The organism is Actinoplanes sp. NPDC021490, from assembly GCF_055562135.1.
In genome coordinates, this window is sequence record NZ_JBVHFW010000006.1 from 158,336 (window position 1) to 171,095 (window position 12,760).

14 protein-coding genes and 1 riboswitch are annotated in these 12,760 nt (G+C 72.4%); of the genes, 6 read left to right on the forward strand and 8 right to left on the reverse strand.

Features of this window, described 5'->3' with window-relative positions:
• Positions 1-5 precede the first annotated feature (5 nt).
• The 3 genes from ACZ3I4_RS18635 to ACZ3I4_RS18645 are packed head-to-tail and all read right to left on the reverse strand — an operon-like array spanning position 6 to position 3,093.
• On the reverse strand, positions 6-1,412 hold the full coding sequence (locus ACZ3I4_RS18635) for an alpha/beta fold hydrolase (RefSeq protein WP_465383184.1): 1,407 nt from the start codon (positions 1,410-1,412) through the stop codon (positions 6-8).
• 2 nt (positions 1,413-1,414) lie between these two features.
• Complete coding sequence (locus ACZ3I4_RS18640) at positions 1,415-2,005, reverse strand: ArsR/SmtB family transcription factor (RefSeq protein ID WP_465383185.1); 591 nt, start codon at positions 2,003-2,005, stop codon at positions 1,415-1,417.
• Positions 2,006-2,049: 44 nt separating this feature from the next.
• A complete protein-coding gene (locus ACZ3I4_RS18645; RefSeq protein WP_465383186.1) occupies positions 2,050-3,093 on the reverse strand; it encodes a DUF4037 domain-containing protein in 1,044 nt (347 codons plus the stop codon).
• Positions 3,094-3,146: 53 nt separating this feature from the next.
• On the opposite strand from ACZ3I4_RS18645, the gene ACZ3I4_RS18650 reads away from it, so the two are divergent.
• Positions 3,147-4,157: a phosphotransferase gene (locus ACZ3I4_RS18650; protein ID WP_465383187.1), complete on the forward strand. Its 1,011-nt coding sequence runs from the start codon at positions 3,147-3,149 to the stop codon at positions 4,155-4,157.
• A 12-nt stretch (positions 4,158-4,169) separates the two neighbouring features.
• Here ACZ3I4_RS18650 and ACZ3I4_RS18655 read toward each other — a convergent pair whose 3' ends face one another.
• On the reverse strand, positions 4,170-4,937 hold the full coding sequence (locus tag ACZ3I4_RS18655; RefSeq protein WP_465383188.1) for a CbtA family protein: 768 nt from the start codon (positions 4,935-4,937) through the stop codon (positions 4,170-4,172).
• A complete protein-coding gene (locus tag ACZ3I4_RS18660) occupies positions 4,928-5,131 on the reverse strand; it encodes a CbtB domain-containing protein (protein WP_465383189.1) in 204 nt (67 codons plus the stop codon). Before ACZ3I4_RS18660 ends, ACZ3I4_RS18655 begins: the two co-directional genes overlap by 10 nt.
• A 5-nt stretch (positions 5,132-5,136) precedes the next feature.
• Positions 5,137-5,285, reverse strand: a riboswitch (adenosylcobalamin (AdoCbl) riboswitch).
• An 87-nt stretch (positions 5,286-5,372) separates the two neighbouring features.
• Between ACZ3I4_RS18660 and mycP the strand changes: the two genes are divergently transcribed.
• The 3 genes from mycP to ACZ3I4_RS18675 all read left to right on the forward strand — a co-directional run bounded on the left by mycP (position 5,373) and on the right by ACZ3I4_RS18675 (position 8,307).
• Positions 5,373-6,578 carry a type VII secretion-associated serine protease mycosin gene (gene mycP, locus ACZ3I4_RS18665; RefSeq protein ID WP_465383190.1) on the forward strand — a complete coding sequence of 402 codons (1,206 nt, stop codon included), beginning with the start codon at positions 5,373-5,375 and terminating at the stop codon, positions 6,576-6,578.
• A 28-nt stretch (positions 6,579-6,606) separates the two neighbouring features.
• Positions 6,607-7,377, forward strand: coding sequence for an LLM class flavin-dependent oxidoreductase (locus tag ACZ3I4_RS18670; protein ID WP_465383191.1), 771 nt, complete (start codon positions 6,607-6,609; stop codon positions 7,375-7,377).
• Positions 7,378-7,638: 261 nt separating this feature from the next.
• Positions 7,639-8,307, forward strand: a complete 669-nt coding sequence (locus ACZ3I4_RS18675) for a phosphotransferase family protein (RefSeq protein ID WP_465383192.1) — start codon at positions 7,639-7,641, stop codon at positions 8,305-8,307.
• Between the two features lie 118 nt (positions 8,308-8,425).
• On the opposite strand, the gene ACZ3I4_RS18680 is transcribed toward ACZ3I4_RS18675, so the two are convergent.
• Positions 8,426-9,943: a DUF3131 domain-containing protein gene (locus ACZ3I4_RS18680; RefSeq protein ID WP_465383193.1), complete on the reverse strand. Its 1,518-nt coding sequence runs from the start codon at positions 9,941-9,943 to the stop codon at positions 8,426-8,428.
• 25 nt (positions 9,944-9,968) lie between these two features.
• Positions 9,969-10,253, reverse strand: coding sequence for a hypothetical protein (locus ACZ3I4_RS18685; protein WP_465383194.1), 285 nt, complete (start codon positions 10,251-10,253; stop codon positions 9,969-9,971).
• 68 nt (positions 10,254-10,321) lie between these two features.
• On the opposite strand from ACZ3I4_RS18685, the gene ACZ3I4_RS18690 reads away from it, so the two are divergent.
• Entirely contained in the window at positions 10,322-11,356 is a 1,035-nt protein-coding gene (locus ACZ3I4_RS18690; RefSeq protein WP_465383458.1) for a sigma-70 family RNA polymerase sigma factor, read from the forward strand.
• A gap of 2 nt (positions 11,357-11,358) precedes the next feature.
• Positions 11,359-11,934, forward strand: a complete 576-nt coding sequence (locus tag ACZ3I4_RS18695; protein ID WP_465383195.1) for a dihydrofolate reductase family protein — start codon at positions 11,359-11,361, stop codon at positions 11,932-11,934.
• A gap of 1 nt (position 11,935) precedes the next feature.
• Here the strand turns inward: ACZ3I4_RS18695 and ACZ3I4_RS18700 are convergent, their stop codons facing one another.
• The gene (locus ACZ3I4_RS18700; RefSeq protein WP_465383196.1) at positions 11,936-12,751 is read right to left on the reverse strand and encodes a dihydrodipicolinate synthase family protein; all 816 of its coding nucleotides are present in this window, start codon (positions 12,749-12,751) and stop codon (positions 11,936-11,938) included.
• Between the last annotated feature and the right edge of the window lie 9 nt (positions 12,752-12,760).

A 12,760-nucleotide genomic window follows, 5' to 3' on the forward strand; every position in this document is an offset into this window, starting at 1 on the left:
GTGGCTCATCCGGCCAGGTACTGCTTGACGGCGGGGGCCAGGGCGGCGGCCTTGATGATGTGGGTCTGGCCGGGCAGGGTGCGGTATTCGCCCTGGGGCAGTACCTCGCTCAGCGCCCGGGCGGCGTTGCGCATGTATTGGGGGCTCTTGCCGCCGTCCAGGACCAGTGCGGGGGCGGTCACGGCGGACCAGCGTGACTTGTCCAGGGGCACGCCGCGGCTGGTGTCGCCGAGGATGCGCAGGTCGTACGGGAGGGTGGGGGCCAGGCCCTTGAGTTTCTTCCAGGCGGGGGTGAGTTTCATGATCGTCAGGACGGGGGCGGGCACGCCGACGTCGCGGAAGAAGGTCTTGAGGGCGGCGGGTTCGTCGCCGCGGGCGAGCATGGCTTCGATGCCGGGGGTGAACGTGGCCGGGCGGGCAGGCCGGGTGTCGTCGACGATGAACGGTGGCTCGTAGAGGGCGAGGCGGGTGAAGCCGGGCAGGCGGTTGGCGGCGTCGGCGGCGAGGACTGCGCCGGAGGAGGCTCCGAACAGGTGGGCCTGGCCGCCGGCCGCCTGGAGCAGGGCGGCCAGGTCGTCGATCTCGCGGGCCGGGGACCACGGTTGCGTGTTGCCGCTGGCGCCGCGGCCGCGCCGGTCGTAGAGGTGGACGGTGAACGTGTCGGCCAGGGCGGCGGCGAGGCTGCGGGCGGGGCCGAAGTCGCGGTGGCACAGGCTGCCGTCGACCAGGATGAGGGCCGGGCCGGCGCCGGTGTCGGCGGGCGGGAAGACGACGTGCGCGGCGATCATCGAGCCGCCGAAGCCGCGGAGGTAGCGGAACAGGCCTTGCGGCGTACGGAATCCAAGGGTGTGCGGGTTGACGTGGAAGACCTCGCCGCCGTCGCTGGTGGTGTCGCCGGGCTTGGGGGAGGCGCTGAGGCCGAGGGCGTCGTGCAGGGCGGCCCACGCGGCGGGCCAGTCGTCGATGGGCGGGCCGAACGCGGTCACGGGTGTGCCGGTGCGGCCGGTGAAGTGGTTGAGGTATTGGACGAGGGTGGCATGGAACAGTTCGAGGCCGTGGCCCATCGCCTCGAACTCGTCGGCCCAGTCGTCGCCGGGCAGGAAGCCGCTGGTGGCGGCGCGCAGGACGGTGGCCGAGTGGTCGCGGCCCTCGATGAGGAACTCGAAGGCCTGGAAGCGGCCGTCGGGGGTGGCGCCGGTGCGGTGGGCGAAGTGGCGGGGCGGGTCGTCGGTGGTGATCTCGGACGGCGGGAACTGTGTCTCGCCGAAGGCGGTGTGCACGGTCGAGCCGGTGATTTCCGTGCGTCCGAGGTACCAGGAGGAGATGCCGGCGCCGGTGGTGATCGCGGCCCAGATCTGGTCGGGGCCGGCCGGGACGGTGGTTTCGAAGGCGGCCTCGTATTCCTTGCCCATGGTCAGCGTTCCTGGGGGGAGGCGGAGTCGAGGGCCGGGTGGACGGCGACGACGAGGCGGTGTTTGCGTCCGGTTTCGCTGTGGTATCGGCTGAGCAGGTCGGTGACGGCAGTGGTCAGGTCTTCGGCGAAGGCGGCGCGGTCGGCGGGGGAGGCGAAGCGGATCTCGCCGTCGAGGGCGAAGGTGGCGACCCGCTGCCGGGCTTGGGTGCTGCCGGTGATGAGGGTGCCGACCTCGCGGACGAGCCGGGCGGACAGGGCGAGCAGCCAGCGGGCCGAGAGGCGGTCGGGGGCGCGGTCGGGGTCGGGTGCCACGGCGGCCATGGCGTTGGGTGAGATGACGTACGAGGCGGCGGTGGCTTGCATCATGCGTTCGGTGACGTTGCCCTTGCGGCGTTCCTCGACGAGTTCGACGAGGCCGTGCTGTTCGAGGGCCCGCAGGTGGTAGTTGACCTTCTGCCGGGGCAGGCCGACCTTGGCGGCGAGCATGGTGGCCGAGCCGGGTTCGGCCAGTTCGGCGAGCAGCCGGTTGCGGATCGGGTCGAGTGAGATCTCGGCCGCGGCCGGGTCTTCGATGACGGCGACTTCCTCCATGCGACGCACTCTCCCACCGAAAAGAAATGTTGTCTAGAGCAGAATCATGGTCGGAGGGAGCCGAGGACTGCCCGGCACAGAGGCGGGCGGGTCAGGACGGCGACGCTGTCCGAGACCTGGTCGATCGAGCCGGTCAGCGGACGGGCGCGCAGCTCGGGATCGGTGATCGCCGCCCGCAACGCCTCGGCGAACCGGTCGGCGCCGATCACCTGGTAGTCCCGATCGAAGAAGGCGCGCCGGGTGGCCGGCAGTTCGGCGGCGAGACCGAGGTCGTTCTGCGTCTCGGCCAGGATCTCCCACAGGGTGCACAGCGCGTCCTCCCGGGTGAGGGGGTCGCCGGCGCGCAGCGCGCTGGTCAGAGGTCCCAGCGCCGGGCCGGGCGGCAGGCTTGCCATCAGCCACTTCGAATAGAGGGGCCAGCGGCGTGACTGGAGCAGGAGCAGCCGCGCGGCCTCGCGGCAGAGCCGGGCGGTGATGACCCGGGCGCCTGGCTCGTCGCCGGCTTCGGCGGCACGGGCCGGGAACGCCTCTTCCTCCGCGATGCGCTGCCACTGGCAGGCCAGCACGTAGCGCCAGAGGTCGGGCGGATACCAGCGCAGGCTCCCGCGTACGGCGGAAAGCAGTTGATCGGGGTCGTGGAAGACGGCGCCGCCGGTGATCTCGGCCAGGCGCTGCCACGGGGTGGCGAGCCAGTCGTCGGTGGTGATGCCGTGGGCGGGGTCGAAGCCGAGCAGGCCGCGGCACCAGGCGGGGAAGGGAGCGATGGTCACGTAGTGGTCGACCGGGCCGTCGGTGCCGGCCATCGAGCGCACCCGGGCGCCGGGCGGTTCGAAATGGGTGGACCACCCCCGGAAGCGCTTGGGCAGCTTCTCGCTGAGCATCGCACTGAGCTCGGCGGCGTCGGCGTCGGTGAACAGTTCGAGCCTCGGCCCCCAGTCGTGGTCGGTGGATCTGGCCGTGTCGAAGCCGAGCACGTCGGAGCCGGGGCCGAGGCGGGCCGCGGCGTGCGGGAGATCGCCGAGCAGTGGCCGGACGGCCTCGGCGTAAAAGAGGCGGGACAGTTCGGTGCCGGGCAGGAAAGCGGTCATGGCGAGCAAGGTAGTGGGCGATGCCGGGCAGGCGCGCCCGATAATGTCAGCCTGTGGAAAACCTGCTCCGTCCCGAGTGGACTGCCGAAGAACTTGTCCACAGCACCGCGAACGAGGTGACGGGCGGGGTATGGCGGGTCCATCGTGACGGCGGCCCGGCGATCCTCAAGGTCGCGACGCCGAGGCGAGAGGGCGCCGCCGCGCACCTGGCGGCCAGCGACGAGCCGGGGCACTTCAACTATTGGCGGCGCGAGCCGGAGGCGTACGGGTCGGGGCTGGTCTCCACGGCTCTTTCCGGCCTGCCGGGGCCCGAGCTCTACGACATGGTGGACTGCCCCGACGGTTCGGTGGCGATGTGGCTGGAGGACGTGACCGGCGCGGCCGGAACGACCGCCGGTGTGGCCCAGCTGGGAGAGGTGGCGTATCGGCTCGGTGGCGCGCATGCGCAGTGGCTCGGGCGACCGCCGGTGGAGCCGTGGCTGGCCCGGGACTGGTTGCGTGACTACACGACGGCGAACGCCTTCGACGCCGGGCTGGACTGGGATCATCCGGTGGTGGCGTCGGCGTGGGAGCCGTCGCTGCGCGACGGGCTGCGCCGGTTGTGGGAGCGGCGGGCCGAGATCCTCGCGCTGACCGACGACCTTCCCCGGACGCTGTGCCACCACGACGTCTGGCCGATGAACCTGATTTTCGCCGCGCGCGGCCCGGTGCTGCTGGACTGGGCGTTCTGCGGGCCGGGGCCGATCGGGGAGGACGCGGCGAACCTGGCCCTGGACACGTTCTTCGACGGGCTGGTCGCGATCGACCTGCTGGACGACGTGCTGGCCGAGGTGGCCGGGCAGTACCGGCGGGGCCTGGACGGCGCCGTCGACGACGACACGGTCCATCGGGCCATCATGACGTGCGGCGCGGCCAAGTACTTCTGGCTGGCCCCGCGCATGGTGACGGCGGCGGTGAGCGGCGTGAGCCGGGCCGCCTACGACACGCGGGGCCTCGAGGACGTGCTGGCCGGCCGGGCCCCGGTGCTGCGGGTGGTGGCCCGCTGGGCGGCGACGGTCATGTAAGGCCGATCTCGGCTAAGCGGCGGCGACCGGCTGCGGTTGCCTGGCCGGGCGGCGTCCGGCCGTGACCAGGGCCGCGAAGGCCAGGCCGAGCACGGTCCACAGGACGACCTGGGTGCCGAGCGAGGCCAGCCGGAACGACCAGAGCAGGTCGGGCGGGAACGTGGGCGGCACCTCGTTGATGTTCGGCAGCAGGGCGTAGCCGATGACGACGACCACCGCGAAGCCGAGCACCGCCGCGATCGCCTGCCGCCACTCGGTGGGCTGGGTCCGCTTGGCCACGATCGCCGCCCACACCGCGACCAGGCCGATCACGACGATCGCGAGATAGCTGATGGTGCGCTGGTTGATCGTGTCCGGGTCGCCCACCGCGGGCGGGTTGGGCGGATATTTGACGTACGGGACCAGGACGATGCCCAGCAGCGCGGCGCCGGCCAGGCTCCACGCGGCCCGGGTGTCGCTGGGCGTGCGCAGGCGGCGCCGCAGCAGCATGTAGCCGGTCGCGAGGATGCCGCCCAGCGCGATGCCGTACAGGCCGGTGGCCAGGAACAGGCCGCCCTTCTGGCCGTCGCGTGAGACCAGCGGCTCGTCCTCGGCGGCAGCGTCGGCCGGGGCGGCGGCCTGGGCGGCCGCTTCCTCGATGGCGATAGCCGCGTCCACCTTGGGCTCGCCGAAGGTGAACGCGAACAGGCCGGCCAGCAGACCGGCGATGAGACCCGCGAGCAGGCCCCGGAGCAGCAGAGCGCCGTACGTCGGCGCGGCCGGACCCGGGCTCAGTGGCACGGAACGCCCAGCAGGTGCCGGCCGTCGTGCATGAGCTCGTGCAGGTACATGCCGCTGCGCGAGATCGCGCCCTGGTCGAAGGCGACCAGGTAGGTGACGAGCAGCATGAGGGCGATGACGGCCAGGGCAGTCCAGAGCAGTCGCGAGGAAATCGCGGGCGTGCTCAGCTGACCGGCGGTGGTGGCCTTGGGCATGGTGAGAACCTCCTTGCGGGATGACGCGTCCCGTCCGACAGGCTGCGACACGTGAGCGTCCTGACTCACGAGCACCGGGGTGCCCGTTCACAGTGGCGCGACCGCACCGGATTCACACCGGTTTCCCTCACGACGCCGCAGATGGTTCCCACAACCTAGCTGTGTGATCCCTGGGCGCACAACCGGGGCTGTCGCACCCGGCCGATACCATCGACGCGAATCATCGGGACGGGGGTACGAGATGACGTGGCGCCGGTGGGGGGCCGTCGTGGCGATCAGCGCGGCGCTGCTGACGGTGCCCGCGCCCGCCCGGGCCGCCGTGGCCTGCCAGAGCATCGCCCAGCCCAGCCCGGTCGCCTCCGGGGTGCCGGTCGAGGATCAGGTGTACGACCCCAAGCGGCTCGCCCCGTTCGCCACCGGCGCCGGCATCCGGGTCGCTGTGATCGACTCCGGGGTCGACGCCACCCATCCCCAGCTGCGCGGACACGTCACCCAGGGCGCCGACTTCCTGCACGGCGAAGACTCCGGCCGGCAGGACTGCAACGGTCACGGCACGGCGGTCGCGAGCATCATCGGGGCGATCCCGGCCGGCAACACGGGATTCCAGGGCCTCGCCCCCGACGCGGTGATCGTGCCGGTGCGGATCAGCGAGCAGCAGGAGATCGACGGCAAGGCGGTCGGCGACCGCGGCACCCCGGCCCAGTTCGCCGAGGCGATCGACTGGGCGGCCGGCGAGGGTGACGCCGACGTGATCAACCTCTCGCTCGTGATGACCGACGACAACGACGCCGTACGCCGGGCGGTCGCGCGTGCCATCGCCCGCGGAGTCATCGTCGTGGCCGCCGCCGGCAACAAGGCCGAGAGCGGCAATCCGCGGCCCTATCCGGCGTTCTACGACGGTGTCATCGGCGTCGGCGCGATCGACCCCACCGGGGTGCGGGCGCCGTTCTCGCAGCGCGGCGACTACGTCGACATCGTCGCGATGGGCGCGCCCGTGACCGTCGCGGCCCTGGCCGGCGGGCACACGTCGCTGCAGGGCACCAGCTTCTCCACCCCGTTCGTGGCCGCGACGGCCGCCCTGCTCAAGCAGCGTTTCCCCAACATCACCCCCGAGGGCGTGGAGAGACGGATCGCCGCCACGGCCGACCCGGCGCCGGGCGGCGGGGGCCGCACCGGCGACTACGGCTTCGGCGCGCTCAACCCGTACCGGGCGCTCACCGCCAATCTCGCCCCGGCGGCCGCCCCGGCCCCGCCGCCCGAGCCGGTCGACCTCAACGACCCGGTTGCGGCCGCCCTGGCGGAACGCCGTGACCGCTCCCAAAACCTGGCGATGATCTTCGCGGCCGTCGGGATCGGCCTGGTGCTGTTGCTCGGCGTGGCCGCGGTGGTGGTCCGCTCGGGTCGCCGTCGCGGCTGGCATCCGGCCGGCGGCGGCCACACCGACTGAGCCCGTCCGGCGTCGATAGAGTGCGGCCATGACGATCAGGTACGCGGCGGGGCTGCCCACGGTCGGGGAGTTCGGCGACGTCCGGAAGCTGGTGGAGCTCGGGGCGGGCGCGGAACGCAGCGGCTGGGACGGCGTGCACCTGTGGGATCACCTGCTCTATCACGACCCGGCCTGGCCGGTGACCAACTCCGTGGTCGCGGCGTCGGCCATCGCGGCGGTCACCGAACGGGTGCAGATCATCCTGACCGTGGTGCTGCCCCGGCGGCAGGTCCAGGACGTGGCCCAGGAAACCGCGGCGCTCGACGCGCTGTCGGGCGGGCGGCTGACCCTGGTGCCGATCATCGGGTCGGTCGACGAGGAGTTCACCCGCTTCGGGCTGGACGCGGACATGCGCGTACGGGGGAAGGCTCTGGACGAACGCATCGCCGGGCTGCACCAGCTGTGGGAGCAGTGGGGGACGCGGCGGATCCCGATCTGGTGCGGCGGGCTGTGGCCGAACCGGGCCGGCCTGCGGCGGGCGGCGCGTCACGACGGCGCGATGCCGATCTTCGCGGGCCAGCGGGAACGGAACGTGCCGGCCGGGGAGTTCGGCGCGGTGGCCGACTTCGTACGCGGTCAAGGGGCCCGGGACGGGTTCGACCTCGTACTTGAAGGCGCCACCGAGCCGGGGACGGCTGCGTCGCAGGTCCGCCCGTACGGGGAAGCGGGTTTGACCTGGTGGATCGAGGCGCTCGGTTATTGGCGGGGCGGGGTGGCGTTTGCCGGGGAGCGGATCGGTCAAGGGCCGGGTGCGCGCTGACCGCCGGGCGGGGTTCGGGACTTGGGTTCCAGTGCGGTGGGCGGGTCGTGGGTGCGGCCGACGCTACCGGAGCCGGGCCGATCGTGGCAGGGACGGCGGCGGCCTGTGGACAACTGCCGGGCTTGCTTTCGAGGGCCTAGTCTGCACTGTGGACAACGCGTCCGCCTCGTTGTCGATCACCTAGGATGGAGGCCCCCGGGTGGGTGGGCCCCTGGCTAGGAGTCGTATACGGGCGGGGCGGCACGAGGGGCGAGGACCGGGATGCGACCACTACGGCACGGCTACACGAATGACACCCGCGGGGACGGGGCCGTGGTCGTCAAGCGCTATCAGGGCGGCATCGACGAGGCGTTGCGCCGGGGCACCGAGCTGGCTGTGCTGGAACGGCTGCCGGGCTCGATGCCGGTGCCGCGGGTGCTCGGCGTGCCGGAGGGCGCGCTGCGGCTCGAGCAGCTCGGCGGCATGCACGGGCAGGATCTGATCGACGAGGGGCTGGCCCGGCCGGTGCTGCGCCGCTGCGGGGAGTTGCTGCGCCGGCTGCAGCAGATCGATGTGAGCACGGTCTTCGCCGACACGGCGGCCGGCACGGGCTGGGTGGTCGTGCACGGCGACTACGGGCCCAACAACATGCTGTTCGATCAGGACACGTTCCGGGTGACGGCGCTGCTCGACTGGGAGTGGGCGCATGCGGGGGACCGGATCGAGGACATCGCCTGGTGCGAGTGGATCGTGCGGCGGCACCACCCGCGGCACGTCGACGCGCTGGACGAGCTGTTCGGGGGCTACGGCGTACGGCCGTCGTGGGCCCGCCGGCAGCAGGCGGCCGCGGCCAAGTGCGAGGCGATGGTCGAACGGTTCCGCAACGGGCCCGCCGCGGCACGCAAGAAGTGGCAGGAGAACCTGACGCTCACCCTGTCCTGGACGGAGTGAGGGCGTGACGGAGTGAGCGCCAGGCGTCCGCCTACAGGGCCGCAATTCCAGGAAAGCGATCCCGGGGTTGGGGCGGCCTCGGATTCGTTCCAGCTGGATCGGGCCTGGTCCTCGATCGTCATGAGCGCCCCCCGAGCTGCGGCAGGTTCTGCCCGGCGGGCACGTTGAACGTCTCCCGGGCGAGCAGGGGCCGCACCGCCCGCTCGAACCGGGGCGTCACGAAGGCCTTCTTGAGCACGTCGTGGGCCAGCGCGTTCCCGATGGCGCCCATGATCATGGACTGGTCGAGGGACAGGTACCGCCGGGCGACCGTGCCCGAGCGCACCGCCACGGCGTCGTAGAACCCTCCCGGCCCGTACGAGTCGAAGCTGCTCTTGAGCCGGGCCAGGTTGGCCAGCACCGGCCCGCGCGCGTAGGGCAGCGCGAGGAAGGCGGCGTGCGGTGTGACGACCCCGTCGCCGTAGACGGCGGGCGGCCCGGCCGCCCGGCAGTCTGCGAACCCGGCGTCGTACTTGCCGCCCTCGATGTCCGACGGGTAGCCGTCGGTGTCCATCCCCATCGCGTCCACGCCGTACACCCCGTACCCGCCGAACGGGTTCGACGCGGGCGAGAACCCCCAGTAGCCGTACCGGGCGTCGTGGAGCCCGTGTTCGATCTGCGCGGCCACGGTCGCCGGGTGGTTGCGTCCCCAACTGCGCGGACCCCACCGGGACTCGGGCACGAACAGGTCGGGCATCAGCGCCTCGAACATGTCGCCGCCCCACGACGGCACGAAGGTGATGCCGCGATACCGGTACGAGCCCTCGTAGACCTCCCGGCCCAGGTGGGTGGTCGTGAAACCGTGCGGTTGCATCTCCTGCCACGAGTAGTCGCAGGTGGCGGGCAGGGTGCGCATGGTGTCGAAGTAGGCGGTGGCCGGGATCTGCCCCGCCGCGATGCCCAGGTAGGTGGCCATCCGCGGCTCGGTGACGGTGATGTCGTAGTGGTTGCAGGTGAACCAGACGCCGTCCTGCGCCACCGAACAGCCTGGCGGCTGAGTGTCCCAGAACCCGCCCCGAATCAGTCCGCGCGACCCGATCGGCGAGGTGGCGGCCGGGTTGAAAGAGAAGCCGAAGTTCATCCGGTCCAGAACCTTCGCCGCCTTCGCCCGCAGCCGCGGGAACGAGCCGTGGACGACCTGCAGGCCGGCCGCGAGCCAGCCGTTGTCGACGCTGGACAGGAACGGCGTCACCGCGGTGCCGTCGGGCAGCACGGTCAGCGCCGCGCCGGTGTGCGGGTCGTACCAGTTGTAGAACATGCCCGACTTTTCGTGGTGCTCGAGCGTCGCCAGGGTGTCGAGGGTCCGTTCGACGCGCTGGGCGGCCTCGCGCGGCGTGATGATCCCCAGCGAGCGGGCCGCCACGGCCGACCACAGGTATCCGCCGATGTTGGTGGGCGACGTGTAGGCCGCGGGTGCGGACAGGTCGCCGGGGATGTTGTCGGCGACGAGCCCGGTAGCCGGGTCGGTCATGGCGGTCAGCGAGCGCCACGTGTCCCGGGCGTAGGCGCGCAGCGGGTCGGGGGCGGCCGCCCGGGCGACGGTGGCGCTGGTGGCGACGAGGGCCAGGGCGAGCAGGGGAGCGAGCAACCGTCTCATCGGATCACTCCAGGGGTCGGCCGGGTCACGTGAGCCCGGTGGTGGCGATGCCGCGCATGAAGTGCCGCTGCAGGGCCAGGAAGACGGGCAGGATCCTCAGCCCGGCTTCCTCGGCGGCCAGCAGCACACCCAGCGCCACCTCGTCGTTCCCGCAGATGACGGCGTCGAGCCGGGCCGCCAGGATCTCCGGCGCCGCCACGCACCCGGCATCAAGATCAAGCCCGTTTCCCCGTACGAGGGTCAGCCGGGCCCGGGCCGGGGTGAGCGCCGCTTTGACGCCCGGGAAACTGGAACGTAACCGTGCTGTCATGATCCCGGAACCCGGGACCCCGGCCGGTTCGGCATCCGCGGGTACTAGCAAAACGCCCGGACGTCCACCTGCCCGCCGGTTCGCGTACCGTCGCCGGGGTGGACCTTGCTGAGGAGGCCGAACGCTACCGCGGCGAGTTGCGCGTGCACTGCTACCGCATGCTCGGCTCCTTCGACGAGGCCGAAGACCTCGTGCAGGAGGTGCTCCTCAAGGCGTGGCGAGGCCGCGACGGCTTCGAAGGCCGCTCGTCGCTGCGGGCCTGGCTCTACCGGATCGCCACCAACGCCTGCCTCGACCACCTCGACGGCCGCGCCCGCCGGGTCCTGCCCCACCACGTCGGCCCGCCCGCGAGCTTCCACGAGACGCGGACGCCGGGCGAGGTCGCGTGGCTGCAGCCGTTCCCCGACCACCTGTGGGTGGCCCCGCGCGAACACGAGCCCGAGTCGGCGGCCATCGCCAAGGAGACCCTCGAACTGGCCTTCCTCGCCGCCATCCAGCATCTGCCGCCGCGGCAACGGGCGGCGGTGATCCTGCACGACGTGCTCGGCTGGCCCGCCCGCCCGACGGCCGACCTGCTGGACAGCACCGTCGCCTCGGTCAACAGCGCGCTGCAGCGGGCCCGGGCCACCCTGCGCACCCACCTGGCGCCCGGCCGCACGGAGTGGGCCCCGGCCACCCCGCCCAGCGACGAGGACCGCCGGCTGCTGCGGCGCTACATGACCGCCGTCGAACGCGGCGACCTCGGCGAGATGGCCGAACTGCTCGCCGAGGACGTCCGGACCACCATGCCCCCGTACGCGGAATGGTTCCTCGGCCGCACGGCGGTGCTCGAGGCGCTGTCGCTGAGCTGGAACGCCGCCGGACCCGACTACGTGGGTGAGTTCCGGGTCGTGGAGACCGCGGCCAACGGCCAGCTGGCCGCGGCCACCTACGTGCGCGGGCCCGGCCGGACCACGTACGCGGGCTTCGGCATCGGAGTGATGAGTGTCGCCGGCGGGCGGATAACCGAGATCACGGCCTTCCACACACCGGCGCTGTTCCCACTGTTCGGACTGCCGCCCGAGCTGACCGATGAGGTTTCCCCGCCGATACCGTCTCCATGACCATGGCGAAACTCCTGTACTCCGCGACCATGTCCCTGGACGGCTTCATCGCCGGCCCCGACGGCGACATGACCTGGATGACCAAGCTGCCCGACACCGGACCGCACGAGGTGGCCGACGGCCTGTGGAAGCAGATCGGCGCGCTGCTCACCGGGGCGCGCACGTACTTCGGCAACGACCCCAACGCCGATACCGACCATGAGGGCGCGTTCGGCGGGTTGTGGTCCGGGCCCGAGTTCGTGCTGACCCACAACCCACCCGCCCGTACGGTCCCCGACGTCACGTTCCTGACCGACCTGCACGCCGCGGTGGCCGCGGCCCGGGAGGCGGCGGGTGACCGCTACGTGAACGTGCTGGGCGCCGACGTGGCCGCGCAGTGCCTGGAGGAGGGTCTGCTCGACGAGATCCTGGTCTTCATCGCGCCGGTGCTGCTGGGCGACGGCACGCCGCTGTTCCGCCGGGCTGGTGGGGCGTTCGTGGGACTCGACGAGGTTTCGTCGACTGCGGGGCCGACGCCGACCGTGTGGCTCAGAGTCCGCAAGCCCCCGGTGGAGGGCGGGCCTCTGGGCTGCGGTTGATCTAGGCGGATACCGCGTCCAGCGCCGCGACCAGGGACTCCTTGGCGGCCGGCAGCAGGGGCAGGCGTACGTCCGGGGTCGGGATCCGGCCCTGGGCGTGCAGCACGGCCTTGACCACGGCCGGGTTGGGCTCGGCGAACAGCGCGGCCGACAACCGGGCCAGCCGGTGACCGAGCGCCGGCTCCCACGAGCCGACCAGACCCGCGTAGGCCCCGGTCTCCACGTGCGCCGACGCCAGGACGCCGCCGTGCGCGCCCAGCGCCAGCATCGGCGAGATGACGACGTCGTCCCCGCCCAGGATGGCGAACCCGGCAGGCGGCGAGGCCATCAGCGCGATCACGTCGGCGTCGATGCCGCCCACGGCCAGCTTGATGCCGGCCACCCCGGGGATGGCCGCGATCCGCCGCAGGGCGCCGACCGTGAGCGGCTGGGCCGTCCGGTACGGAACGTGATAGACGACGAGCGGCACCGGGCTCCGGGCGGCGACCGACGAAAGGTAGGCGACCACCCCGTCCTCGCCGGGGCGCACGAACGGCGGCACCAGTGTGAGCGCCGCCGTGGCGCCCGGCGGGGTGACCGGGCCGCCGGTGATCAGCTGGGCCGAGCGGTCGCGGCTGACCCGGGACAGCAGGTCGAGCACCGACGACCGCTCGGCGTCGGACAGCGCGGACGGCTCGGCGGTCGTGCCCAGGGCGACCAGCCCGGTCGCGCCGCCGTCCAGCACGTCATGGGCCAATTGCTCCAGCGCGGCCAGGGCGACCGAGCCGTCCGGCGCGAACGGGGTGATCAACGGGACGTACAGGCCACTGAGAGTCATGACGGCCAC